General features: G+C 66.4%; 22 protein-coding genes and 1 tRNA gene. 10 read left to right on the top strand and 13 right to left on the bottom strand.

The features are described from left to right. Positions 1 to 71 precede the first annotated feature (71 nt). On the bottom strand, positions 72 to 878 hold the full coding sequence (locus tag HF680_RS10535) for a class I SAM-dependent methyltransferase (protein WP_045809944.1): 807 nt from the start codon (positions 876 to 878) through the stop codon (positions 72 to 74). 272 nt (positions 879 to 1,150) lie between these two features. Between HF680_RS10535 and HF680_RS10530 the strand changes: the two genes are divergently transcribed. Next, the gene (locus tag HF680_RS10530) at positions 1,151 to 1,630 is read left to right on the top strand and encodes an Hsp20 family protein (protein ID WP_026108379.1); all 480 of its coding nucleotides are present in this window, start codon (positions 1,151 to 1,153) and stop codon (positions 1,628 to 1,630) included. 49 nt (positions 1,631 to 1,679) lie between these two features. On the opposite strand, the gene HF680_RS10525 is transcribed toward HF680_RS10530, so the two are convergent. Together HF680_RS10525 and HF680_RS10520 are read right to left on the bottom strand one after the other, a co-directional pair. Then, positions 1,680 to 2,156, bottom strand: a complete 477-nt coding sequence (locus HF680_RS10525; protein ID WP_045809945.1) for an RNA pyrophosphohydrolase — start codon at positions 2,154 to 2,156, stop codon at positions 1,680 to 1,682. Next, positions 2,156 to 3,346, bottom strand: a complete 1,191-nt coding sequence (locus HF680_RS10520) for a divergent polysaccharide deacetylase family protein (protein WP_185225018.1) — start codon at positions 3,344 to 3,346, stop codon at positions 2,156 to 2,158. The genes HF680_RS10525 and HF680_RS10520 overlap by 1 nt, the downstream gene beginning before the upstream one ends. 191 nt (positions 3,347 to 3,537) lie before the next feature. Here HF680_RS10520 and ppc point away from each other — a divergent pair, with 191 nt between their 5' ends. Continuing rightward, on the top strand, positions 3,538 to 6,237 hold the full coding sequence (ppc, locus tag HF680_RS10515; protein ID WP_185225017.1) for a phosphoenolpyruvate carboxylase: 2,700 nt from the start codon (positions 3,538 to 3,540) through the stop codon (positions 6,235 to 6,237). On the opposite strand, the gene HF680_RS10510 is transcribed toward ppc, so the two are convergent. Together HF680_RS10510 and HF680_RS10505 are read right to left on the bottom strand one after the other, a co-directional pair. Next, complete coding sequence (locus tag HF680_RS10510) at positions 6,238 to 7,203, bottom strand: magnesium and cobalt transport protein CorA (protein ID WP_185225016.1); 966 nt, start codon at positions 7,201 to 7,203, stop codon at positions 6,238 to 6,240. It abuts the gene before it with no gap. Between the two features lie 138 nt (positions 7,204 to 7,341). Then, positions 7,342 to 9,528, bottom strand: coding sequence for a M3 family metallopeptidase (locus HF680_RS10505; RefSeq protein WP_185225015.1), 2,187 nt, complete (start codon positions 9,526 to 9,528; stop codon positions 7,342 to 7,344). A gap of 129 nt (positions 9,529 to 9,657) precedes the next feature. On the opposite strand from HF680_RS10505, the gene HF680_RS10500 reads away from it, so the two are divergent. Further along, entirely contained in the window at positions 9,658 to 10,515 is an 858-nt protein-coding gene (locus HF680_RS10500) for a glutamate racemase (protein ID WP_045809950.1), read from the top strand. Positions 10,516 to 10,519: 4 nt separating this feature from the next. Here HF680_RS10500 and HF680_RS10495 read toward each other — a convergent pair whose 3' ends face one another. The 5 genes from HF680_RS10495 to argH all read right to left on the bottom strand — a co-directional run bounded on the left by HF680_RS10495 (position 10,520) and on the right by argH (position 15,236). Then, complete coding sequence (locus tag HF680_RS10495; RefSeq protein WP_185225014.1) at positions 10,520 to 11,509, bottom strand: cation diffusion facilitator family transporter; 990 nt, start codon at positions 11,507 to 11,509, stop codon at positions 10,520 to 10,522. A gap of 78 nt (positions 11,510 to 11,587) precedes the next feature. Next, positions 11,588 to 12,217, bottom strand: a complete 630-nt coding sequence (locus HF680_RS10490) for a hypothetical protein (protein ID WP_038293781.1) — start codon at positions 12,215 to 12,217, stop codon at positions 11,588 to 11,590. Positions 12,218 to 12,293: 76 nt separating this feature from the next. Continuing rightward, positions 12,294 to 13,568: a diaminopimelate decarboxylase gene (gene lysA, locus HF680_RS10485; protein ID WP_045809952.1), complete on the bottom strand. Its 1,275-nt coding sequence runs from the start codon at positions 13,566 to 13,568 to the stop codon at positions 12,294 to 12,296. A 1-nt stretch (position 13,569) separates the two neighbouring features. After that, positions 13,570 to 13,800 (bottom strand): hypothetical protein, encoded by a 231-nt coding sequence (locus HF680_RS10480; RefSeq protein WP_045809953.1) that lies wholly within the window; start codon positions 13,798 to 13,800, stop codon positions 13,570 to 13,572. After that, a complete protein-coding gene (argH, locus tag HF680_RS10475) occupies positions 13,797 to 15,236 on the bottom strand; it encodes an argininosuccinate lyase (RefSeq protein ID WP_369796249.1) in 1,440 nt (479 codons plus the stop codon). The genes HF680_RS10480 and argH overlap by 4 nt, the downstream gene beginning before the upstream one ends. On the opposite strand from argH, the gene HF680_RS10470 reads away from it, so the two are divergent. Next, positions 15,235 to 15,900 carry a TlpA family protein disulfide reductase gene (locus HF680_RS10470; protein ID WP_045809955.1) on the top strand — a complete coding sequence of 222 codons (666 nt, stop codon included), beginning with the start codon at positions 15,235 to 15,237 and terminating at the stop codon, positions 15,898 to 15,900. The two genes, argH and HF680_RS10470, sit on opposite strands and share 2 nt — an antisense overlap. 6 nt (positions 15,901 to 15,906) lie before the next feature. On the opposite strand, the gene HF680_RS10465 is transcribed toward HF680_RS10470, so the two are convergent. Next, complete coding sequence (locus tag HF680_RS10465) at positions 15,907 to 16,218, bottom strand: hypothetical protein (RefSeq protein WP_045809956.1); 312 nt, start codon at positions 16,216 to 16,218, stop codon at positions 15,907 to 15,909. A 134-nt stretch (positions 16,219 to 16,352) separates the two neighbouring features. On the opposite strand from HF680_RS10465, the gene HF680_RS10460 reads away from it, so the two are divergent. Beyond that, on the top strand, positions 16,353 to 16,820 hold the full coding sequence (locus tag HF680_RS10460; protein ID WP_185225013.1) for a hypothetical protein: 468 nt from the start codon (positions 16,353 to 16,355) through the stop codon (positions 16,818 to 16,820). A 77-nt stretch (positions 16,821 to 16,897) separates the two neighbouring features. Then, complete coding sequence (locus HF680_RS10455; protein WP_156146733.1) at positions 16,898 to 17,206, top strand: hypothetical protein; 309 nt, start codon at positions 16,898 to 16,900, stop codon at positions 17,204 to 17,206. Between the two features lie 806 nt (positions 17,207 to 18,012). Here HF680_RS10455 and HF680_RS10450 read toward each other — a convergent pair. Together HF680_RS10450 and HF680_RS10445 are read right to left on the bottom strand one after the other, a co-directional pair. Beyond that, positions 18,013 to 18,825, bottom strand: a complete 813-nt coding sequence (locus HF680_RS10450; protein ID WP_045809958.1) for a hypothetical protein — start codon at positions 18,823 to 18,825, stop codon at positions 18,013 to 18,015. A 291-nt stretch (positions 18,826 to 19,116) separates the two neighbouring features. Then, positions 19,117 to 19,193, bottom strand: a tRNA-Met gene (locus tag HF680_RS10445). Positions 19,194 to 19,381: 188 nt separating this feature from the next. Here HF680_RS10445 and HF680_RS10440 point away from each other — a divergent pair. The 4 genes from HF680_RS10440 to HF680_RS10425 all read left to right on the top strand — a co-directional run bounded on the left by HF680_RS10440 (position 19,382) and on the right by HF680_RS10425 (position 24,517). Next, positions 19,382 to 20,617 (top strand): PQQ-dependent sugar dehydrogenase, encoded by a 1,236-nt coding sequence (locus HF680_RS10440; protein WP_185225012.1) that lies wholly within the window; start codon positions 19,382 to 19,384, stop codon positions 20,615 to 20,617. 58 nt (positions 20,618 to 20,675) lie between these two features. Next, positions 20,676 to 20,897, top strand: a complete 222-nt coding sequence (locus HF680_RS10435; protein ID WP_039243873.1) for a hypothetical protein — start codon at positions 20,676 to 20,678, stop codon at positions 20,895 to 20,897. A gap of 204 nt (positions 20,898 to 21,101) precedes the next feature. Further along, positions 21,102 to 22,307, top strand: coding sequence for an acetyl-CoA C-acetyltransferase (locus HF680_RS10430; protein WP_161639913.1), 1,206 nt, complete (start codon positions 21,102 to 21,104; stop codon positions 22,305 to 22,307). A gap of 17 nt (positions 22,308 to 22,324) precedes the next feature. Beyond that, positions 22,325 to 24,517: a 3-hydroxyacyl-CoA dehydrogenase NAD-binding domain-containing protein gene (locus HF680_RS10425; protein ID WP_185225058.1), complete on the top strand. Its 2,193-nt coding sequence runs from the start codon at positions 22,325 to 22,327 to the stop codon at positions 24,515 to 24,517. Positions 24,518 to 24,609 lie beyond the last annotated feature (92 nt).

Here is a 24,609-nt window from a genome sequence, read left to right as displayed (position 1 = left end):
ACCCGCGTCCGACGCACCCTGACGTCTTGGGCTTAATCGGGTTCGCAGGGCCGGTCAAAACGCAAGACAGCCTATTCGGGCTTGCGGAAACGCAGGGTCATCCGGTCGCTCTCGCCGATGGCGTCGAAGGCGGCGCGTTCCTCGGGCGTCAGGGTGCGGCCGGACGGATCGTTGCGCGCAGCCGACTGGCGGATCGGCGGCAGCGTCCAGACCCCGAACGGATGATCGTGGTCGTCCTTGGGATTGGCGTTCAGCTCGCTGCGCGCCTCCAGCACGAAGCCGGCGTTGCGCGCCTCATGGATCACATAGCTTTCGGGCACATAGCCGGTGGAGGCGACGTCAGCGACATTCAGACCCTCCGCGCTGCGGTGCTGTTCGACGGCCAGCACGCCGCCGGGCTTCAAGGCCTTGAAGAAGGCCTGCAGATACGGCTGGGTCCGGCCGTCGCGCGACCAGTTGTGGAAGGCGCGGGCCACCAGGATGAAGTCGGCGGTCCCGTCCGCCACGCCCATGCCTTCCAGCGGGCGATTGACCGGCACATAACGCCCGCCGGTCGCCGCCGCATAGGGCTCCAGAATGTGCCGCCACCAGCTGGCGCCGCCCGGCTCGATCTCCACCACCGTCATCCCCGGCGTCAGCCCCCAGAAGGTCAGGGATTCATACGGATGACGATAGACGTCGCGCGCCCGGTCGGCGGCGGGCCGGGTCTCGGCGGCGATGGCGGTCTGCAACGCCGTGTCGTCGGAGAAGGTCGGCATGGCGCTGGACAGGGCCGAACGCGGCGGCGTCCACGCGCCCTGGGTCTGGGGCGACTGTTGGGCCAAGGCGGGGGCGGCGGACAGCAGGACGGCGGCGAGGCCGTAGACGGCGAGGCGCATGATCGAGGGGCTCCAGGTTCAGGTCGTTCTCCATAGGCAGGCGGACCGCCCGCGCAAATGAACTTCGCGAGACACAGGCGGATTTGACGCAAGCAAAATCGTGCAGGCGGCGCCCTTGACGCCGTTTCGCCGGTTCCCATCTTGGCTTTCGAGGACGCCGATTTCGGGTTCTCCAGACTGACGGCGCCGGTTTCGGGTCGTCGATCTGATCTCCCACCGTCCGGGCCAAAACGCCGGGCGGCTCAACCTTGCTGATCCTCAGGAGGATGCTGATGCGTACTTATGATTTCACCCCGCTGTACCGCTCGGCCGTCGGCTTCGACCGTCTGGCCAATCTGCTGGAAAACGCCTCGCGCGCGACCAGCCAGGACACGGGTTATCCCCCCTACAACATCGAGACCACGGGCGAGAACGCCTATCGCATCGAGATCGCCGTCGCCGGCTTCAGCCCCGACGAGCTGAATATCGAGGTGAAGGAAAACCTGCTCACCGTGACCGGCCGCAAGACCGCAAACGACGATACGGCGACGCAGAAGACCTACCTGCATCGCGGTCTGGCCGAGCGCGATTTCGAGCGCCGCTTCCAGCTGGCCGACTATGTCGTCGTCAACGACGCCAATCTGGTCAACGGTCTGCTCTCGATCTCGCTGAAGCGCGAGCTGCCCGAGGCGCTGAAGCCCCGCCGTATCGAAATCGGCGCCGGCCAGCCGCTGATCGAAGGCCAGGCCGAGAAGAAGGCCGAAGCGGCCTAAGCCGTTTCAAGGCGAACTATGAAAGGGCGGCGTTCGCGCCGCCCTTTTTCTATGCCGCCAGGTGCGAGAACGCGGCGACGACCTGTTCATAGGCCGGGCGTTTGAACGGCACGATCAGGTCGCAGGCGTCCGACAGCGGCCCCCAGCGCCAGGCGTCGAACTCGACCTCGTCGTCGGCCGCCAGATCGATCTCGGCTTCGTCGCCGGTGAAGCGGAAGGCGAACCACTGCTGCTTCTGCCCCTTGAAACCGCGCCAGGCCTTGGCGTTGTTCATGGCTTCGGGCGGGAAGTCGTACAGGATCCAGTCGTCCGTCCGCGCCAGCAGTTCGATCGAGGTGACGCCGGTCTCCTCATGCAGTTCGCGGCGGGCGGCGGCTTCCAGATCCTCGCCCGCATCGACGCCGCCTTGCGGAAACTGCCAGTTATGCGGACCGGACGTAGCGTGCCGCTGGCCGTACCAGACCAGGCCGTCGCGGTTGAACAGCACGACCCCGACATTGGGCCGATAGGCGTCGAGATCGGACACTAGCGCCCCGGCCGCATCGACATGGACGAGGCCGGCGCCAGTTGCAGGCCGCGCTGTTCCAGACCGGCGGTCCAGCGGGCGGCGGCCTCGACCGTCACCGGATAGCTGAAGCCGGCCCCCAGGGCCGAGCCGCGCAGCTTGGCCTGGGCTTCCAGACCGTTCAGGGCGGCGACGATGGCGGCGGGCGACTGGGTCCGGTCGATGACGCGGTCCGCGCTGGCCCGCGCCCAGGCGCCCGGCCGACGTTGGAACGAGCCGTCGTCCAGGAAGGCGACGCCGCGCTGGCGCAGGACGCTCAGGAAGGCGTTCATACCGGTGTCCGACCCGGCGAACCGGTCGCCCAGATAGTTGGTCACGCCGAAATAGCCCGTGGCGCGGCTCAGCAGCCAGTCCATCTTGGCGGTCACGTCGTCGGTGCCGCCGTCGGCAAGCAGCGTATAGGGTCCGGGGTCGTTGTCGGGATAGCCGGTCGGCTCCATCGGCATTTCCAGCATGACCTCATGACCCTGCGCGCGCGCCTGGTCGATCCAGCCCTGCAGATTGTCGGCATAAGGCACGAAGCTGAGCGTGACCTCCGGCGGCAGGCGTTCGATCGCCGCGCGGGTGGTCACGGCGTTCAGGCCCAGCCCGCCGACGATCAACGACACGCGCGGCTTGCCGTTCGGTCGGAACGGTCGGGCATAGGCCTGGGCCGGCACGCGGCCGTCGGGCGCGATCATCGGCAGGGGACCGTTCGATCCGGGCTGCCACAGGCCGGCGATGGGGGCCTTGGCCAGGGGCGAGGCGGCGTGGACGGGCGCCGTGATGGGCGCGCCCTGACCCGAGACGCTGCCGCCGTCCGGCAGGGTGATGACGGCGTCGCCGCCCGCGGCCGGATCGGCGCCGCCCGCCAGATTCTGATACAGCCCCATCGCGCCCATGGAGAAGGCTTCGAAACCCGTCGGGGCCGGCGCTTGCGGTGCGGGCGCGTCACGTTCCAGCGCGACATGGGCCGAGGGCGTTCCCGCCTTGGGATCGCCCAGCACCGTCAGGAACAGGGCGCTGGCGCTGAGCAGCAGCAAGCCCGCCAGACCCGCCGCGACCGGCGGCTTCTTCAAGGCGTCGACGACAGGTTTCAGGCTCGGGCCGTCCTTGGCGCGCGGGGCGGTCCCGGCGGTGGCGGCGAGTGCGGATTGGCGTTTGGCGAACATGGGCAAGAGTGGAACCGATCTGGAATCCTACGCCCGCATCATCGCGCGCCGTCGGTTAAGAAACCCTAACGGGCGGTTCACCATGATCGACGCGGTGATTTCTGGTGGCGACTGTCACGGATCGTGCGTTGACGCGGGCGACTTCGCCCTTCCAGATGCCGACCTCCCCACGCCGACCCAGGATATTTCAGATGATGAGCCCCGCCGCCGACGACGCCCTGCGTGACGAAGTTCGACTGCTGGGCGGCATTCTGGGCGACATCATCCGCGACGAGGGCGGTCAGGCCCTGTTCGACCATGTCGAGGCGGTGCGACAGGCCTCGATCGCCTATCACCGCGACCCGGCCTCGCACCCCGCCAAGCGTCTTGAGAAGCTGCTGACCGCGATGTCGGTGGATCAGGCGGCCGGTCTGGCGCACGGCTTCGCCTTGTTCTCGCTGCTGGCCAATATCGCCGAGGACCGCTCGACCCGTCGTCGCGCCCAGAGCCAGGCCGTGGCCGGCGCCCGGCCCGACACGCCGGAAGGCGCGCTGAAGCGTCTGGCCGACCAGGGCGTGGATCGCGAGGCCGTGCGCGCCCTGCTGGATCAGTCGCTGATCTCGCCCGTCCTCACCGCCCACCCGTCGGAGGTCCGGCGCAAGAGCGTCATCGACCGTATCGCCGCCATCACCGACCTGTTGGACGCCTGCGACAAGGCCGGCGACGCCTGCACTCTGGACGCCATCGCCGAACCGCTGCGCCGCCAGATCGTCATCCTGTGGGCCACGCGTCTGGTCCGTACCCAGGGCCTGGTGGTGCAGGACGAGATCGACACCGTGGTCTCCTTCCTGGACCGCATCTTCCTGCACGTCGCGCCCAAGCAGTTGTCGGCTTGGCGGCGGTTGCTGGAGGCGCCCGAGCTGAAGCCCTTCATGCGCGTCGGCACCTGGGTCGGCGGCGACCGCGACGGCAATCCGAACGTGGACGCCACGGTGATGGCCGCCGCCTTCCGCACCCAGGCGCGGGCCGTGCTGAGCTTCTATCTGGAGGAGGTGCACGCCCTCGGCGCCGAACTCAGCCTCGCGGCCGAACTGGCCCAGGTGTCGCCCGCGCTTCAGGCCCTGGCCGACGCCGCCCATGACCCCTCGCCCCACCGCGCGGACGAGCCCTATCGCCGCGCCCTGACCGGTATCTATGCCCGCCTGGCCGCCACGCACGAGAAGCTGGGCGACGCCCCGCCGCCGCGTCGCCCCGCGGTCCAGGCCGAACCCTATCCCGGGCCTGACGCCTTCGAGGCCGATCTGAAGACGCTTCACGACAGCCTCGTCTCGCACCACGGCGGCGTCTTCGCCGACGACCGGCTCAGCGACCTGATCACGGCGGTCGAGGTGTTCGGCTTCCATATGGCGACCCTGGACATGCGCCAGAACGCCGACGTCCATGAGCGCGTTGTCGCCGACCTGCTCAAGGTCGCCGGCGTCCAGTCCGACTATCTGGCGCTGGACGAAGAGGGCCGGCTGAAGGTGCTGGCCGCCGAACTGGCCTCGTCGCGCCTGCTGTTCAGCCCCTATGCCGACTATGAGCCGGAAACGCTGAAGGAGCGCGCCATCCTTCAGGCGGCGGCAACCGCGCTTGCCGCCTTCGGTCCCCAGGCGATCCGCACCCATATCGTGTCCAAGACGGATGCAGCGTCCGACCTGCTGGAAGTCTATCTGCTGCTCAAGGAGGTCGGTCTCTACCGGCCCGAAGACCCGGCCGCCTGCCCCATCCAGGCCGCGCCCCTGTTCGAAACCATCGAAGACCTTCGCGCCGCGCGCCCGACACTGGAGCGGCTGTTGCAGGAGCCGTCGGCCCTCGCCGTCGCCAGGGCGCGCGGGGTGCAGGAGGTGATGATCGGCTATTCGGATTCGAACAAGGACGGCTCCTACCTGACCTCGGGCTGGGAGCTGCACGAGGCCTCGCGCGCCCTGGTCGAGGTGACGCAGAAGCACGGGCTGAAGCTGCAACTGTTCCATGGGCGCGGCGGCACGGTCGGGCGCGGCGGTGGTTCGTCCTTCGCCGGCGTCCTGGCCCAGCCCGAAGGCACGGTCCAGGGCCGCATCCGCACCACCGAGCAGGGCGAGGTCATCGCCAACAAATACGGCGAGCCGGAGATCGCGCTTCGCAATCTGGACGCCCTGACCTGCGGCGCCATGCTGGCCTCGCTGGGCAAGGGGACGGACCACGCCTTCACCGCCGAACACGGCGCGACCCTGTCGGACCTGTCGGCGCGTTCGATGGCCGCCTATCGCAAGCTGGTCTATGAGACCGACGGTTTCGTCGACTACTACCGCGCCGCCACCCCCATCGCCGAGATCGCCGATCTGAAGATCGGCTCGCGCCCGTCGTCGCGCACCGCCTCGACGCGGATCGAGGATCTGCGGGCCATCCCCTGGGTATTCAGCTGGTCGCAGAGCCGGGTCATGCTGCCCGGCTGGTTCGGCTTCGGCTCGGCGGTGCAGGGCAAGGACATGGGCGAGCTGAAGGCGATGGCCGAGGCCTGGCCCTTCTTCAAGACGCTGGTCCAGAACATGGAGATGGTCATGGCCAAGTCCGACATGACCATCGCCCGCCGCTACGCCAGCCTGGTCCCCGACGCCTCTCTGGCCTCGCGCATCTATGGCGAAATCCGCGAGGAGTGGCAGCGCACCCACGACGCTATCCTGGCCATCACCGGCCATGACGCCCTTTTGGGCGGCCAGCCCGAGCTGGACCGGCTGATCCGGCTGCGCATGCCCTATGTCGAGCCGCTGAACCACGTCCAGATCGAATTGATCCGCCGCCGCCGCGCCGGCGACGACGACCCCCGCGTTCGCGAGGGCATCCTTCTGGCCATCAACGGCGTGGCGGCGGGATTGCGAAACAGCGGGTGACTACAGCCACTTTGTCCGTTTGAACGTCACATACAGCGCCGCGCAGATGGCTGCGATCACGCCCAGAACCGCATAGTATCCGTATTCCCAGCGCAGCTCGGGCATGTGCTCGAAGTTCATGCCGTAGATGCCGGCGATGGCGGTCGGCACGGCCAGGATGGCGGCCCAGGCTGCGAGTTTGCGCGTGATCAGACCCTGACGCTGCTGCTCCAGCAGATTGGCCACTTCGAACACCGACGACAGGATGTCGTTCAAGCCCCCCAGCCGGCTGTTCACCCGCCGCACGTGGTCGCCCACGTCGCGGAAATAGGGCCGCACGTCCGGATCGATACAGGGCAGGTCCAGAGACTGCAGCCGCCCCAGAACCTCCTCCATCGGCCCCAGGATGCGACGGAACTTCAGCAGTTCGCGACGCAGGGTGAACAGCCGCCGGATTTCTAGGCGCGACAGGAAGGCGTCCAGCGTCCGCTGCTCCATCTCCAGAACACTGTCCTCGACATCGTCGACGATGGGGGCATAGGCGTCGACGATGAAATCCAGAATGCCGTGCAGGACGAAGTCGGGACCCTTCTTAAGTTGCAGGGGCGACGCTTCCAACTGCGCTCGAAGCAGATTGTGCGCACGGGCCGAGCCGTGACGGATGCTGACCACATGGTCTTCGCCGACGAAGACGTGCGTTTCGCCATAGGCGATACGATCGTCGATCTTCAGAGCCGTGCGCGCCACGACGAACAGTTCGTGGCCATAGACCTCGACCTTGGGCATCTGGTGCGCCGCCAGAGCGTCCTCGACCGCCAGCGGATGCAATTTGAACCGATCGACCAGGATCTCGATCTCGGTGTCCGTGGGATCGTAAAGGCCGATCCAGACGAACTCGCCCGGCTCCAGCGCCAGCCCCTCGGGCGTCAGCGGCGCCTCACGCACGCGCTGACCGTCGCGATAGACGTAGGAGGCGACGACGGTCATGCGGTGTTCCGGGATCTGCGCGGGTCTCGACCTGCTCTAGGGCAGGTTTCAGCCAAACGAAACGGCCGACGGATCGCTCCGCCGGCCGTCAGATTTGCGATTGCGCTCAAGCAGCGCGAAGCGCGGTAGCGCCCTTTATCAAGAAACAGGGAAGCCCCGGACCTTCAGCAGGGCCGCCACGTCCGGGTCGCGGCCGCGGAAGGCGCGATAGGCTTCGGCGCGGTCCGTGGTGTTGCCGGGGGCCAGCATGATCGACTTGAAGCGGCCCGCGATGTCCGGATTGAACACGTCGCCCGACTCTTCGAAATAGGCCCAGGTGTCGGCGTCCATCGTCTCGGACCACAGATAGCTGTAGTAGCCCGCCGAATAGGCGTCCGACGTGAACAGGTGATTGAACTGCGGCAGGCGGTGCCGCATCACGATCTCCTTGGGCATGCCGATCCGCGCCAGGCTGGCCTTTTCGAACGCGTCGATGTCCGTCGGCGGCACAGCCTGCGTGTGCAGGTCCATGTCCACGATGGCCGAGGACAGATAGCTGACCGTCGCATAGCCCTGGTTGAAGGTGGCGGCGGCCTCGATCTTGTTGACCAGTTCGGCCGGCATGGCCGCGCCCGTCTGATAGTGCTTCAGATAGCCGTCCAGGATCGGGCGGCTCAGCACCCAGTGCTCGTGCACCTGCGACGGATATTCGACGAAGTCGCGCGGCGTATTGCCGTACGACGGATAGGTCACCACCGACGACAGATAGTGCAGGGCGTGGCCGAACTCGTGGAACAGGGTCTCGGCGTCGTCCAGCGAGATCAGGACGGGCTCGCCCGGCTCCGGCTTGGTGAAGTTGTTGTTGTTTGACGCCAGTATGACCTTGGAGCCGTCCAGCTGCGAGAACGACCGATAGGTGGTCATCCAGGCGCCCGAACGCTTGCCCGGACGGGCGTAGTCGTCGGTGTAGTACAGACCGATCAGGCGGCCGTCCCGGCTCTTGTCATAGACCTCATAGGCCTCGACGTCCGGCTCGAAGGTCGGCACCGAACCCTTGGGCAGCTTCTTGAACTGGAAGCCGTACAGGCGCTCGGCCATGGCGAAGGAGCCGGCGCGGACCGCGTTCAGCTCGAAGTAGGGCTTCAGCTGGTTCTGATCCAGGTCGTACTTGGCCTTACGCACCTTCTCGGCGAAGTAGAGGTAGTCCCACGGCTCGATGTCGAAGCCGGCGATCGCCTTCATGTCGGCGACTTCCTCGGCGACGCGGGCCTTGGCCGGCGCCCAGACGCGGTCCATCAGGGCCTGAGCATTGGCCGGGGTCTTGGCCATCGTGTCCTGCATGCGCAGTTCGGCGTGGTTGCGGTAGCCCAAGAGCTTGGCGCGTTGGTCGCGCAGCTTCACGATCTCGGCGATGGTCGAGTTGGTGTCGTTGGCGTCGCCGTTGTCGCCGCGATTGACGAACTTCTTCCAGACCTGCTCGCGCAGGGCCCGGTCGTCGGCGAAGGTCAGGAAGGGATCGACCGCCGAACGCGTGTTCAGGATCGCCCAGCCTTGCAGATTGCGGCTGCGCGCCGCGCTGGCGGCGGCCGCCTTGTTGGAGTCCGGCAGGCCCCGCACGCCGGCCTCGTTGGGGATCAGCGTCCAGGAATTCTCATCGGCGACGACCTTCTGGCCGAAGCGGGTGAAGGCGTTGGACAGGGCGGTGTTGATCCGGCCCAGTTCGGCCTTGCCGGCCGCGTCCAGATTGGCGCCCGAACGGATGAAGGCGTCGCGCCGACGTTCGGCCAGCCGCTTCTGCTGGGCGCTGAGGCCCGCCGCGTCTGCGGTGTCGGCGACGGCCTTGACCCGCTGGAACAGCTTCTCGTTGAAGGTGATCTCGTCGGAAGCCGCGGACAGCAGCGGCGACAGCTCGGTGTCCACCGCGTCATAGGCTTCGCCGCCGATGTTGGAGGTCATCACGCCATAGACGTTGGACGCCCGGTCCAGCGGCTCGCCGGCCAGCTCCAGCGCCGCCATTGTGTTGGCGAAGGTCGGGGCCTCGGGGTTGTTGGCGATGGCGGCGATGTCGGCGCGTTGCAGTTCGATGCCTTCCAGCATGGCTTCGCGCAGCTTGGCCGGCGTCACCTTGTCGAAGGGCGGAACGCCGTCATACTTCCCGGTCCAGGCCTGCAGCAGCTCGGCGCGCGGCGTCTGGCGGGGCAGGACGGCGCGGGCGATGCGCGCTTCCTCGGCGACGCTGGCGGCGGACGGCGCCGCAGCGGACCCGCCCGAGGTCGAGCCCGTGGAAGCGCAGGCCGACAGGGCCATCAGGCTGCCGCCCGCGATGAGAAGCTGGCGTCTATGCATGGAATGCTCCGAAACAAGATCATGGTTGCAATACACTTAGGCGCACGGATCGCCCCCGTCACCTGACGCGGGCATAAACTTGTCGCCAATCCGGTTGGATACGTCGTCGCACTGTTCTAAAGCCGGGCCATGGCTATTGGCGTTTTCGACTCCGGCGTGGGCGGCCTGACCGTCCACCGCGAACTGACCCGACGCTTCCCCCAGCGGGACTTCGTCTATCTGGCCGACCAGGCCCACGCCCCCTATGGCGGGCGCGGCGGCGAAGACATCGTCGAACTGACGAAAACCGGTTGCGAGCGTCTGTTCGATGCCGGCGCCTCCGTCGTCGTCCTGGCCTGCAACACCGCCAGCGCCATTGCGCTTCGCCGCCTGCAACAGACCTGGCTGCCGGGTCTGCGCGAGCGTTTGGGCCGCCCGGTCAACATCCTGGGCATCATCGTCCCGACCATCGAGGCGGCGACGGGCAAGCCCTGGAGCTTCGAGGCCGAGCGCCCGCAGGAAGGCGAAAAGGTCGCCTCCATCGACATCACCGGCGTCTTCTGCACCGCCGCCACGGCCATCAGCCGCGTCTATGAAATCGAGATCGACAAGCGGCGCGAGGACATCGCCGTCTTTTCCGAGCCCTGCCCCGGCCTGGCGGGTCTGATCGAACTGGGCGCGCCGCCGGAGGAGCTGAAGGTGGTGATCGACGACCACGTCGATGCGCTGCGTCGCCGCATCGGCCGCCACCCGGACAAGGCCATCCTGGGCTGCACCCACTATGAGATCGTCGCCGAACTGTTCGCCCAGGCTCTGCCGGCCGGCACCGTTCTGATCGAACAGCCGACGGCGGTGGCGGATGCGCTGGAGCGTTATTTCAAGGCGCACCCCGAATACGATCTGGGCGACAGCGGGCGTCGCGACTTCCTGACCACCGGCCAGGCCGGGCCGCAGTCGGAACTGGTGTCTCAGTTCTGGGGCGCGCCCGTGACGTTTGAACAGGCCTGAGGGCTCAGCAGCCCGGACAATCGGGCAGCGGCTCGGTCTCCAACTGCAATGTCGTGTGGCCGATGGCGTAGCGCTTCGCCACGGCCTGGGCCTCGCAGATCAGGGCCGCCGTGTCGGCGCGGTCGTGGACAAGGTGGGCGGTCAGGGCCGTCTCGGTCGTCGACAGTCCCCAGACGTGCAGATCATGCACGGCTCGCACGCCCGGCAGGCCGACCAGCGCCTGTTCCAGAGCCGGCACGTCCACGCCCGTCGGGGCGCCGTCCATGGCCAGATTGACCGAATCCTTCAGCAGGCCCCAGGTCGACCACAGAATCACCACCACGATCACGAGGCTGACCAGCGGATCCACCACCGACCAGCCGGTCATCATGATCAGCCCGCCGGCCAGGACCACGCCCAGCGACACGCCCGCATCGGCCATCATGTGCAGATAGGCGCCGCGCGCATTCAGGTCGTGCTGGGACTTCATGAACAGCAGCGCGGTGCCCAGGTTGATGACGAAGCCGATGCCGGCGACCGTCATGATGACGCCCGACCCGACCGGGGCGGGCTCGTTGAACCGCCGCACGGCCTCGAACGCGATGGCCCCGCAGGCGAAGATCAGCAGCAGCGCATTGCCCAGCGCCGCCAGCACCGTCGCCTTGCCGAAACCATAGGTCCGCCGACCGCCCGCCGCCCCATGCGCGCCGCGTCGCGCCAGCCAGGCCGCGCCGCCCGCCATGGCCAGGCCCAGCACGTCCGACAGATTATGCCCGGCGTCGGCCAGCAGGGCGGTCGAGTCCGCGATCAGCCCCGCGCCGAACTCGCACGCGACGAAGGCCAGATTGACCACCAGGCCGACGGCGTAGCGCCAGTCGCCGGTGTTCACCGGGCCGTGGTTATGGGCGCCGTGGCCGTGATTGTGTCCGTGGTGGCTGTGGGAATGCCCATGGCCGTGATCCGCATGATCGTGGTCATGGCGGCGGCTGGGGCTGTGGTCGTGCGCGGCGTTCATGGGTCGCCTATACGCCCTCTGGCGAAACAGCCAAGCCGATACATGATAACGCATTGAATGTTATCATGTAATATCGCGTCAGTGTTGATGCATGGCGACGACGAGGCCGAGCGCGATCAGGGCCACGCCCAGCACCGCGCCCTCGTATCGCGCCCATCGCTCCAGCCGCAGGATCGAGGCGCCGGCGCTGGCCAGAGCCGTGAAGACCGCCATGCCGGCGATGGTCCCCGCCGCGAACACCACCGTCAGCAGCGCCAGGGCGCCAAGGCCCGCCGAGGCCGACGACAGATAGATGGGCAGCAGCACTTCACCTGGAGAGACCGCCATCATGGCGACCAGACCGAGGAAGGCGGCCTTATCGGACACGGCCGGCTCGGGCGTCTCGACCGCAGGCCCGCCGGCCATGGCCGGGCGCTTCAGGGTCGCGCGGGCCAGATAGAAGGCGCCGAACAGGAACAGCAGCACCGCCGCCAAGTGAGGCAGCACGCCCTCGATCCACTGATCCAGCGCCAGACCCGCCGCCACGATCAGACCGCCGACCACCGCCGTCGTGGCGATATGGGCCAGGCCCGCGGCCGTCACCGCCATCAGGATCCGCGACGGTCGCCAGCCTTGCGCCCGCCCAACCAGGGTGAACGGCAGCCAGTGGGTCGGCAGGGCCGCATGCAGAAAGGCCGCAACGAAGCCGCCGCCCAGAAGGGAAAGCATGACGGACTGTTCGGGACCGGGAGACATGATCGGCCCTATAGCTTGTTACTTTATAACAGTCGAGAAGAATCGGCGATCAAAGCCAATCGGCGAACGGCTCGCGATCCAACATCTCTTCATAGGTCGGGCGTGGCCGGATCACGGCCCACTGATCGCCATCCACCAGTACCTCGGGGATCAGGGGCCGGCTGTTGTATTCGCTCGACATCACCGCGCCATAGGCTCCTGCGCCGGTGAAGACGATCAGATCCTCGGCCTCCAGCGGCGGCAGCGCGCGGTCCCGCGCGAAGGTGTCGCCCGTCTCGCACACCGGGCCGACCACGTCGTAGGCCATCGCCGCGCCCCCGCGCGGATTGACCGGCTGGATATCGTGGAAGGCGTCGTACAGGGCGGGCCGCATCAGATCGTTCATCGCCGCGTCCAGCACCAGAAAGCGCCGTCCGTCCGAGCGTGCGTTGATCTGGATCACCTGGCTGAGCAAAACCCCGGCGTTGGCGGCCAGCAGCCGGCCCGGCTCGAACGCCGCCTCGACGTCCAGGCCATTCAGAATCTGCGCGGCCATGGCGACATATTCGGCCGGCGACGGCGGCTCGGTCCCACCGGAGTAGGGCACGCCCAGCCCGCCGCCCAGATCCAGCCGGGTCACGGCGTGACCCTGCGCCCGCAGTTTGCGCGTCATGTCCGCCAAGACCTCGAAGGCGGCCTTCAGCGGCTCAAGGTCGGTGATCTGGCTGCCGATATGGCAGGCCAGCCCCACCGGCGTGACATGGGGCGAGGCCGAGGCGCGGGCATAGAGCTTCATCGCCTCCTCGACCGGCACGCCGAACTTGTCGCCCTTGCCGCCCGTGGTGATCTTGGCGTGGCCGCCCGCGCCCACGTTCGGATTGACCCGAACGGCGATGGCGGGCGACGCGTCCATCATGGCCGCGACGGTGATCAGCCGATCCAGCTCGGCGCCGGATTCGACGTTGATCTGACGCACGCCGACGCTGATGGCGAAGGCCATTTCCACATCGGTCTTGCCGACGCCGGAGAAGATGATCCGGTCGGACGGCACGCCGGCCGCAAGAGCCCGGCGGATTTCGCCCTCGGAGACGGTGTCCGCGCCGGACCCCAGTTTCGCCAGGGTCGCCAACACCGAAAGGTTGGAGTTGGCCTTGACCGCAAAAGCGATCAGGGCCTCGCCCAGAGCGTCCCGATGCGCATCGGCGGCGGCGCGCAGCAGGCCGTAATGCCGCTTCAGCGTCGCGGTGGAATAGACATAGGCCGGCGTGCCGACCTCGTCCGCGATCAGCTCCAGCGGCACGCCCTCGGCATGGAGGGCGCCGTCCTTCAGGTCGAAATGGTGCAACTTACCGCGGGTCGTTCTGGGCGGCGCCGGCGCCGATCGGGTTGGACGGGCCGCCGTCGATCGGCACGCTGCTGGACGGACGGTTCATGGTCGCCGGCTCGGGCAGGCCCGGCGCACGGCTGCTGCGCGGCGCACGCTCGGTCTCGCGCACCGGCGATTCCAGATCGGCCATCCGGCCGCAGGCGGAAGTCAGAAGGGCGAGCGCACCCGCGAGGATGAGTGTCTTCTTCACAGGCGGTCTCTCCAGTCGGCGATGCGCGCACGGACCTGTTCCGGCGCGGTTCCGCCATAGCTTTGGCGACTTTGGCACGAAGCCTCGGCGGTCAGCACCTTGTAAACCGCTTCGGTGATCCCCGGCTCCAGTTTCTGCATTTCTTCCAGCGGCAGTTGCGACAGATCCACGCCCAACTCCTCGGCTCGCTTGACCGCCGCGCCGGTCACGTGGTGCGCCTTTCGGAACGGCAGGTTCAGTTCACGCACCAGCCAGTCGGCCAGGTCCGTCGCGGTCGAAAAGCCCGCGCCCGCCGCCTGCGCCATCCGCTCGGTATTCGGTTGCAGGGCTGCAACCATGGCCGTCATGGCGACCAGGGCCAAGTCCAGGGCGTCGAACGCCTCGAAAACCGGCGGCTTGTCCTCCTGCATATCCTTGGAATAGGCCAGCGGCAGGCCCTTCATCACCGTGGACAGGGCGACCAGCGACCCCATGATCCGCCCGGTCTTGGCCCGCACCAGTTCGGCGGCGTCGGGGTTGCGCTTCTGCGGCATGATCGACGAGCCGGTGGTCAGGTCGTCGGGCAGGCTGGCGAAACCGAACATCGGCGTCATCCAGACCACGATCTCCTCGGCCAAGCGCGACAGATGCCCCGCGGTGATCGAGGCGGCCGCCAGGCTTTCCAGCGCGAAGTCGCGGTCCGACACGGCGTCCAGCGAGTTCGCCATCGGCCGGTCGAAACCCAGATCCGCCGCCGTCGCCTGACGATCGATTGGGAAGGGCGATCCGGCCAGGGCCGCCGCCCCCAGCGGGCTTTCATTCATCCGGGCGCGGGCGTCGGCGAAACGCCCGGCATCGCGGCCAAACATCTCCACATAGGCCATCAGATGGTGACCCAGGGTCACGGGCTGGGCGGTCTGCAAATGGGTGAAGCCGGGCATCAGGTCGCCGGCATGCTGTTCGGCGCGCGTCAGAAGCGCGGCCTGCAGAGCCTTCAACTGCGCGACCGAGCGATCGCAGGCGTCGCGGACCCACAGGCGGAAATCGACCGCAACCTGATCGTTGCGGCTGCGCGCCGTGTGCAGCCGGCCGGACGGCTCGCCGATCAGTTCATTGAGGCGCGCCTCCACATTCATGTGGATGTCCTCGAACTGATCGCGGAAGGGGAAGGTGCCCGCCTCGATCTCGGACTGGATGACGTCCAGCCCGCCCAGGATCGCGTCCGCATCGGCCTGCGCGATGATGCCCTGCTTGGCCAGCATGCGGCAGTGGGCCCGCGATCCGGCCAGATCCTGACGCCACAGGCGCTGGTCCACGCCGATGGAGACGTTGATCGCCTGCATGATCTCGGCGGGGCGCGACGAAAAGCGTCCGCCCCACATGTCTTGACCCGCGGGCTTTACCGGCGCAGTCGAACCGCCGGATGGATTGGCGTCGGAAGAAGGTGTTTCGGTCATGAGCGGCTCAAGAAAGGCGATCTGGGCGGTCGTCGGCGCGGTCGTCGTCGTCAGCACCATCGCCGGCGCCGGCGGCATGGCGATGTCGCTATACGCCAATCATCGTCAGAAGGCGCAAGTCGAACAGACGACAACCGCCGCTGCGGCGCCAAAAAGCGACCTGGCGCGCTTCGCGGTCGGATCCCTGGCCGCCCTGTCGACCCCGGCCGAGGCCAAGTCAGCGCCCGAATACGCCTTCCGCGACCGCACCGGCACGGCCGTCCGCTTCTCGGCCTTCCAGGGCAAGGTCGTGGTCGTCAATCTCTGGGCGATGTGGTGCGCGCCCTGCAAGGCGGAGATGCCCACGCTCCAGGCGCTGGCGAAGGCTTATGAGACGAAGGAGGATCTGGTTGTCCTGCCGATCAACGTCGACGCTACGCCCGACGCCGCAGCCGAAGCGAAGCGTTTCTTGGCCGACCACGCGCCTCTGCCCTTCTACAGCGACGCCAAATTCCAGCTGCCGTTCGAGTTTCCCGGCAAGGGCGCCATGCCGCAGACCATAGTCCTGGATCGTCAGGGCCGCATTCGCGCCGTCATGAGAGGCGAGGCGGACTGGTCAAGCCCGGAAGCCCGCGCCCTGATCGATGCGATCCTGGCGGAAGGCGGCGCGCCGCCTCCCGCCTGATTGACCTTAGTTGTTATTGGCCGGCACGCGCTGATCGGTCGCGGGATTGATCGCGCCGGGCTTGCCCTCGGCCGCCGCTTCCGCCTGTTCGTTTTCCAGCTTGTCGGCGACCTTGCCGGCGCCGCTCTCGACCGCCTGGGCCGCCTTCATCGCGCCGCCCTCGATCACTTCGCCGGCCTGAGACGCCACTTCGGCCGTCTTGTCGGCCGCAGCCTCGGCATGCGCCTCGGTCTTTTCCTGCTCGGCCTGGGTGCAGGCGGCAGCACCCAGCGTCATTGCGGCGACGGCCGCCATCAGGGCTTTGGTTCGGATCGTCACGACGAAACTCCGGTCAAGGTTGAAAGCTCGACCGGAAACGCAACACAACGGCGCAGGTTGCAGTCAGGCCAGAGCAAGCGGAACCATAGAACCCGACACGGGGTTTGGCTCCGAAAGTGGAGGAGGAGACGGCAATGGACGAGTTTCGCAGAGATGACCCGAATGTGATCATTCCGATCGCCAGCACGCTCCCGCGTGTAGAGGAAACAATCATTGTCGAGCGCGAAAGCACCACAGGCTGGTGGTTGGCCGCTCTGCTGGGCGCGATCGTAATCGGCGTCGCACTATGGTTGTTCACCAGGCCCTCCGATCGTGATCCGTCAGCGGAGCTTCGCCTGGCCCAGGCCGAAGCCGCAGCCGCCGACGCCCAAGCCACCGCGCAAAGCGCCCTCCTGAGAAACAGCGAGGCCGAGGCTCGCGACAGTATCGCGCTTGCCCAGGCTCAGGCCATGGCGGCCCGGGCGGAAGCAGACAGGGCGATCCAACAAGCGCGCGTAGCACAGGCCCGAGCCGCCGAGCCGGTGGTGATCGAACGCCAGACGGTGGTTCGGCCGGCCTCGAGCGGCGACGTGGTGATCGCACCGACCTCACCTCAACCTTGAGTCTTTCCGCGACAAACTCTTGGATTGCCAGAGAAGGGTAGACGTGGGAGCTTGTCTGGTCCGAAAAGGAGACAGCCGTGTTCCCAGTTTCTCTGATCTTCGCCGCTACTCTCGCCGCTCAGGCTTCTGGTCAGACGTCGCCGGCTGGCGAGGTCGCAACGCCTCAGACTGGACCTGTCGCTCAGACCACAGCGCAGGAACGGCCTCGGCGTGTCTGCGAACGGCGAGCTCTCACCGGACGCCGGCTTGAGCAGACCATCTGCTACACGCCTCAGCAATATGCCGCTCTGGTCGAAGCCAAGCGTAAGGAACTTCGTGAAATCCAGAGCCGCGATGCGGTTCAGTACGACCGCTCGATCGTTGGCATTCCGCCCGGACCGCTTTGAGCTGTCAGTCTTTACACCTTGGCTGCTGACAGCGACGCAAGAGCCAAGCGTTGCCGGTCGCGGGGTGACTCGACCAGAACTCCGCACCGGATAAGCGCTCAGCAGCGCGCAACTGGCTTTGTTAGAACGATCATCCAGTGCCGGCCCGAAATAGCCAGCGAGCCTTGCTCTAAATCTGAATCAGAGCGGAACCACTCACTGGTTTTCAGAGGACATTGGAGATGCGGTCTGTAGCATTCCTGGTTATCGGGACAACTGTGCTGTCCGCACCCGCATTTGCGCAAAACTCAGAGGCGCCAAAATACGTCGTGGTCGTCGCCTTGTCGCAGGCAGGCCAAGTCGTCGATGCTCCGTCTCTGACCAGGTCTCCTGGCTCAGCCGCCTATACGCAGGTCGATGGACGTTATCGTATCGACACACGTCTGACAGAAGGTGCAGGCCAGCGACTGACGTTGGAAACTACGATTGCTCGTCCCGAAGCTGAGCAATGGATCGTCGTTGCTCGACCGATGCTCACCTTCAACGAGGGGGGACGCGCGACAGTTCGATTGCCTGGCATAGGCGGGGACACGGTCGAACTGACCATCCAACCTGCACCAAGTCCTCCAACCCTATAAATCTTTCAAGCTCTGCCGTCGTTTAAACGCCCTGATTGGCTTCGCGGGAGGTCGCCGACATCCACACCGTCCTGAACAAATCCGATCCAAAGCGGAGTTCAGCGGTGTCGATCGCTGACGGACTTGGACCCTGGTTCTTAGGGCTTGCAGGCCTTCCGACCACACCGAACTGCGTCGCCGTTCCAACTGTTAGTTCTGCACATGGGAGCGCCGGATGTTCGCCCCTTCGACGGCCCAGATCGTGTCGTTGCCCACGGTGACCACGTAGATCGGCAGGCGATACAACAGCGATGCAAAGACATGAGTCTCCACCGGCAACGGGGAGACGATGTGGCTCACGACAAGCGCGTTCAACTGACCGTCGCGGGCGGCCTCACGTCGGTCAGAAATGATACAGGTCGCGGATAGCTGGTCGCGCCGCAGCAGTGAACGGCCGTCCGCTGAGATGCGAAAACGGTAGTGGCCGGTGAGGATCAGGCTGTTGGGATCCGTGGTGGAGGCAAGCAGCCAGACCAGCCAATCTTCGCTGTCCGGATCTTTGAGGACGACAGCATTATAACGCTGAGCACAACGCAGCTCGCCGATCTGATTTGCAGCCGTCATGCGCGCGTCGAACCGTGCGAGTTGATCAGCGGGCAGGACAGGATCGACAGCCGCTTCCACCGGACCTGCTCCTTCGCTGGTGACCAGCACATCCCATGCGGCACGCCGCTGGCCATTCTCCTGGCGCAAAAAGCGGACTCGCTGGTTGTCCCCCTCATCGACCACGATCCAGCCGATCAGATCCGTGGGAAGACGGTTGCGGAAATGTTGGGTGAGTGCGTCGCTAGCGACAGCTGCAGCGGCATCCTGGCGATAAAGGGCCGCTCCGATGACCTGAACCTTCTCAAGCGACCAATCTTCGACAGACGTGGGCGGCGCATCCTCACGCGCGACTGCGGGCTGGCCTCCCAGCAGCACGACAGCTGCGGCAAATACGAAATGTTTCAACAGGCTGCGCATCCAGGAAGCTCCTCAAGCCGAAGGCGTACCACCTCCGCGAGAGGAAAACACCCGCCAGGCGCCCGGTTAAATGCTAATCGGCCCTTCGCAGACTGCCGCTCAAAGATGCTCCGGACCCAGAGCGGAAACTGGACAGAAGGCCAAGGTGGATCTCGATCGGAACCTTCGCCGACCGGAGCAGACTTCAGACGTGAAGGCGCGGCGAACGTAGATCTAGGGGACCTCGCACGCTCCGGATCTCATGACGGGCCATCAAACCCGACAACAAAAGTCGATCATACGCAGTGGAAATGGTGACTGGAGGCGGGATCGAACCGCCGACCTGTGGGTTATGAATCCACCGCTCTAACCATCTGAGCTACCCAGTCCCGGGCCCTGCGCGCGGCCGGGGCCAGCGCGAAAGAGGCGTGCCTATATCGCCGTCGGGCGCGCGGTTCAAGTCGTCTCGGACCAGAACCTGCGGCGATAGAGCGCAAGACGGTCTGAGCCAGGAACGGTAACGCTGGCCTCGCCGTTTCGTAACGACCGCCAAAAGCCCAGCCGGAGTTCGCCCTTCATGCGCCTGATCGTCGCCGCCGCCTCGACATCCCTGCTCGTTCTCGCCGCCGCCTGTGGCGCAAATAGCGAGAGCGCCGGCGCCGCGCCTCAGGCCGGGGCCCCGCTGGAAACCCGTCCGGCGAACAATCCCGATCAGCAACCGGCCTTCGCCGGCCAGACCCGTGCTCCGGGCGTCAAGACCGAACAGGCCATGACCCATACGGTGGTCGCCTCGGGCCTTGTCCACCCCTGGGGTCTGGCGGCCCTGCCCGACGGTCGCTGGCTGGTGACTGAAAAGCCGGGCTGTCTGCGCATCATCACCGCCCAGGGCCAGGTCGGCGAACCGGTCGCGGGCCTGCCCGCCGTCGATGCGCGCGGTCAAGGCGGCCTGCTGGATGTGATCGTGGGACCGAGCTTTGCGCAGGATCGCATGATCTATTGGAGCTATGCCGAACCCCGCGAGGGCGGCAACGCCACCTCGGTCGCGCGCGGGCGCCTGTCGGACGACGGATCGCGTGTCGAAAACGTCCAGGTCATCTTCCGCGCCCTGCCCGTCTATGACGGCGACAAGCATTTCGGATCGTCCCTGGCCTTCGCGCCGGACGGCAAGCTGTTCATCACCCTGGGCGAGCGCTCGGACAAGCCCATGCGGCCCCAGGCCCAGGATCTAGGCTCGCACATGGGCAAGACCATCCGCATCAACGCCGACGGCACGGTCCCACAGGACAACCCCTTCGTCGGCCGCACCGGCGCCCTGCCGGAAATCTGGAGCCTGGGACACCGCAACGTTCAGGGCGTCGCAGTTCAGCCGGGAACAGGCGCCATCTGGACCATCGAACATGGCACGCGCGGCGGCGACGAGGTCAATCTGGACAAGGCCGGCGCCAACTACGGCTGGCCGGATGCGGCCTACGGCGTCGAATATGCTGGCGGTCAGATCAACAGCGGCGCGACGAAAAAGGACGGCACCGAACAGCCCGTCTATTACTGGGATCCGGTCATCGCGCCGGGCGGCGCCACCTTCTATCAGGGGGCCATGTTCCCCGGCTGGGACGGCAACCTGCTGGTCGCAGGCCTGAAGGAAAAGCATATCGCGCGTCTGGTCATCCAGAACGACCGGGTGGTGGGCGAAGAGCGCCTGCTGACGGACCTGGGAGAACGCATTCGCGACGTGGCGGTCGGCGCCGACGGATCGGTCTGGGCCATCACCGACGAGCAGAACGGCAAGCTGGTCAGGCTGGTCGCAGCGCAGTAGTCTTCGAGGGCCGGGGGGCTATGCGGAGCGGTTGACGCTCCAAAGGGAGAAGCGAACCATGCGTATCCTCATCCTTTCCGCCGCCGTTGTCCTGCCGCTGCTTTCGGGCTGCGGCACGATGGGCGCGACCAATAGCTATCAGCAGGAGCTGAACGCTCTGGAAGCCGCGTGCACGCGGGACCAAGGCATTCTAACGCCGACCGGCGTTCAGACCGGGCGTCCGCAGACCGAGTACGCCTGCAAGATCACAGGCGCAGCCACTCGTATTCCGCCGCGCTGACCGCGGGCGCTCGGCCGGCGTTCCCACACTCTCATACCGTCAGTCCGTCGAAGCATCCGCCTCAAGCGGCCGCGATCACGCGGCTTATTACTTGACGTTGACGTAAACGTAGGGTTCTTGGCGTCCATGCTTGGAACCGCCCTGTCCGTCGTGCCGCGACCTGCCGCACGTTGAGAATGGGCCCAAAGATGGAGACGCACTTCCATGGCTGACGCCTATATCTACGACGCCGTCCGCACGCCGCGCGGCAAGGGCAAGAAGGACGGCTCGCTGCACGAGATCACCGGCCTCAGCCTGGCGACCCAGGTGCTGGAAGCCCTGCGCGACCGCAACGACCTGGACACCTCCAAGGTCGACGACGTCATCCTGGGCTGCGTCACGCCCGTGGGCGAACTCGGCGCCGACATCGCGCGCACGGCCGTGCTTTCGGCCGGCTGGTCGCAATATACGGCGGGCGTCCAGATCAACCGCTTCTGCGCCTCGGGCCTGGAGGCCGTGAACATGGCGACGGCCAAGGTGAAATCCGGCGAGGCCGACTTCGCCGTCGGCGGCGGCGTCGAGGTCATGAGCCGCGTGCCGATGGGTTCCGACATGGGCGCCTGGCCGACCGACCCCTCTTCGGCCTTCCCGACCTATTTCGTGCCGCAAGGCGTGTCGGCGGACATGATCGCCACCAAATACGGCTTTAGCCGCGACGACGTGGACGCGTATTCGGTCGAGAGCCACAAGCGCGCCGCCAAGGCCTGGGCCGAGGGCCGGTTCAAGAACTCGGTGATCGGCGTTAAGGACCAGCTGGGCCTGACCATTCTGGATCATGACGAGACGATCCGTCCGAACACGGACATGCAGGCGCTCGGCGGCCTGAACCCGTCCTTCGCCATGATGGGCGAAATGGCCTTCGACGGCGTGATCAACCAGCGCTACCCCGAGGTCGAGCGCGTCAATCACGTCCACACGCCCGGCAACTCTTCCGGCATCGTCGATGGTTCGGCCGGCGTGCTGATCGGTTCGCTAGAAGCCGGCCAGGCCCTGGGCCTGAAGCCGCGCGCCAAGATTCTGGGCGGCGCCTCGATCGGCTCCGAGCCGTCGATCATGCTGACCGGCCCTGAATATGTGACCCGCAAACTGCTGAACAAGCTGGGCATGACGCCCGACGACATCGACCTGTGGGAGCTGAACGAGGCCTTCGCCGCCGTCGTCCTGCGCTACATGCAGGCCCTGAACATCGACCACGCCAAGATGAACGTGAACGGCGGCGGTATCTCGATGGGCCACCCGCTCGGCGCCACTGGCGCCATGATCACCGGCATCGCGCTGGACGAGCTGGAACGCTCGAACAAGTCGACCGCCCTGGTCACCCTGTGCATCGGCGGCGGCATGGGCACCGCCACCGTCATCGAACGCGTCTGATCCGGGAGCAAATGGATATGGAAAACTTCAAGATCGACGTCGACGCCGACGGCATCGCCCTAATCACCTTTGACGTTCCGGGCCGTTCGATGAACACCCTGACCTCCTCGGTGATGAAGGAAATCCCCGAACTGGTCGAACGCATCAAGACCGACGACGCCATCAAGGGCGCCGTCATCACCTCGGGCAAGGCCTCGGGCTTCTGCGCCGGCGCGGACCTGGGCGACATGGCCGGCGGCGTGCTGTCGGGCGGCGGCGACCTGCAAAAGGCGTTCGACGCCGGCTGGAAGCTGAACGGCGCCTTCCGTGCGCTGGAAACCTCGGGCAAGCCGATTGCGGCCGCGATCAACGGCCTGGCTTTGGGCGGCGGGCTGGAGTTCACCCTGGCGGCCCACTACCGCGTGGTCGAGAACGACAACAAGATCCAGCTGGGCCTGCCAGAGATCAAGGTCGGCCTGTTCCCCGGCGGCGGCGGCACACAGCGCCTGACCCGCCTGGTCGGCGTCCAGAACGCCATGATGGCGATGAGCGAGGGCAAGTCCTTCCGCCCGAACGACGCCAAGGGCGCCGGCATCGTCCATGAAGTCGTCGAAAAGGGCCAGTCGGTCGAGGCCGCCAAGGCCTGGATCAAGAACGGCGGCAAGGCCGTGCAGCCCTGGGACGAGAAGTCGTTCAAACTGCCCGGCGGCGGCCCCTATCACCCGGCCGGCATTCAGAACTTCATGGTCGGCAACGCCATGCTGCGCAAGCAGTCCTACGGCAACTATCCCGCCGTGGTGAACCTGATGAAGGCCGTTTACGAAGGCGCTCAGGTGCCGATGGACGCCGCCCTGCGCATCGAGACCCGCTACTTCATCAAGACCCTGATGACGCCGCAGGCCCAGGCCATGATCCGTTCGCTGTTCCTGTCCAAACAGGAACTGGACAAGGGCGCCGTTCGCCCGGCCGGCGTGCCCAAGTCCGATCCCAAGAAGGTCACCGTCATCGGCGCCGGCATGATGGGCGCGGGCATCGCCTATGTGCAGGCGCTGGCCGGCATCGAAACCATCTTGATCGACCAGACCCAGGAAGCCGCCGACAAGGGCAAGGCCCACGTCGAGGAACTGCTGAAGAAGCGCCTGTCGCGCGGTCAGCTGACGCAGGACAAGTACGACGCCCTGCTGGGTTCGGTCACGGCGACGACCGACTACGACCTGATCAAGGGTTCCGATCTGGTCGTCGAGGCCGTGTTCGAAAACCGCGAGATCAAGGCCGACGTGACCAAGCGCGCCGAGGCGCAACTGGCCGAGGGCGCCGTCTTCGGCTCCAACACCTCGACCCTGCCGATCACCGGCCTGGCCGAGGCCTCGGTGCGGCCCGAGGACTTTATCGGCATCCACTTCTTCTCGCCCGTCGACAAGATGATGCTGGTCGAGATCATCCTGGGCGAAAAGACGGGTCAGGCCGCCATCGCCAAGGCGCTGGACTATGTGCTGAAGATCAAGAAGACACCGATTGTCGTCAACGACAGCCGTGGTTTCTACACCTCGCGCTGCTTCTCCACCTTCCTGATGGAAGGCATGGCGATGCTGGAAGAGGGCTATGGCCCCGCCCTGATCGACAATGTCGGCCGCATGACCGGCATGCCGCGCGGCCCGCTGGAGATGCACGACGACGTCGCCCTGGACCTGTCCTACAAGATCGCCAAACAGACGGCGCTGGACCTAGGCGACAAATATGTCCCGTCGGAAGGCGCCGACATCGTCGCCAAGATGGTCGAGGGCGGTCGCTTCGGTCGCAAGAACGGCAAGGGCTTCTACGACTATGATCAGAAGCCCAAGACGATCTGGAAGGGTCTGGGCGAACTGGCCCCCACCACCAAGGGCATCGACCAGCCGGAAGAGCCGACGGCCTTCGCCCAGATCGACGAACTGAAGACGCGCCTGCTGTATCGTCAGGCTGTTGAAGTGGCCCGTTGCTGGGAAGAAGGCGTCATCGACGATCCGCGTGAAGCCGATCTGGGCGCCATCCTGGGCTGGGGCTTCGCGCCCTGGACCGGCGGCCCGATCAGCATGATCGACGGCATCGGCCTGGCCAAGTTCGTCGAGACGGCGGACCGTCTGGCCGCGACCTACGGCGACCGCTTCAAGGTCCCGCAGTTGCTGCGCGATATGGCCGCCAAGAACGAGACCTTCTACGGCAAGTTCGCTCCGGAGAAGGCCGCTGCCTGATCGGCTGCGGACATCGACAGACGACAGAACGGGCGGCCTTCGGGTCGCCCGTTTTCGTTTGGCGTATGACTTTCGCCATCCTCCGGCGCGCG

This window comes from Brevundimonas huaxiensis (assembly GCF_014218725.1).
Taxonomy (GTDB): domain Bacteria; phylum Pseudomonadota; class Alphaproteobacteria; order Caulobacterales; family Caulobacteraceae; genus Brevundimonas; species Brevundimonas huaxiensis.
Note: the sequence above shows the minus strand (reverse complement) of the source record. Positions and strands in the feature narration are given on the sequence as shown.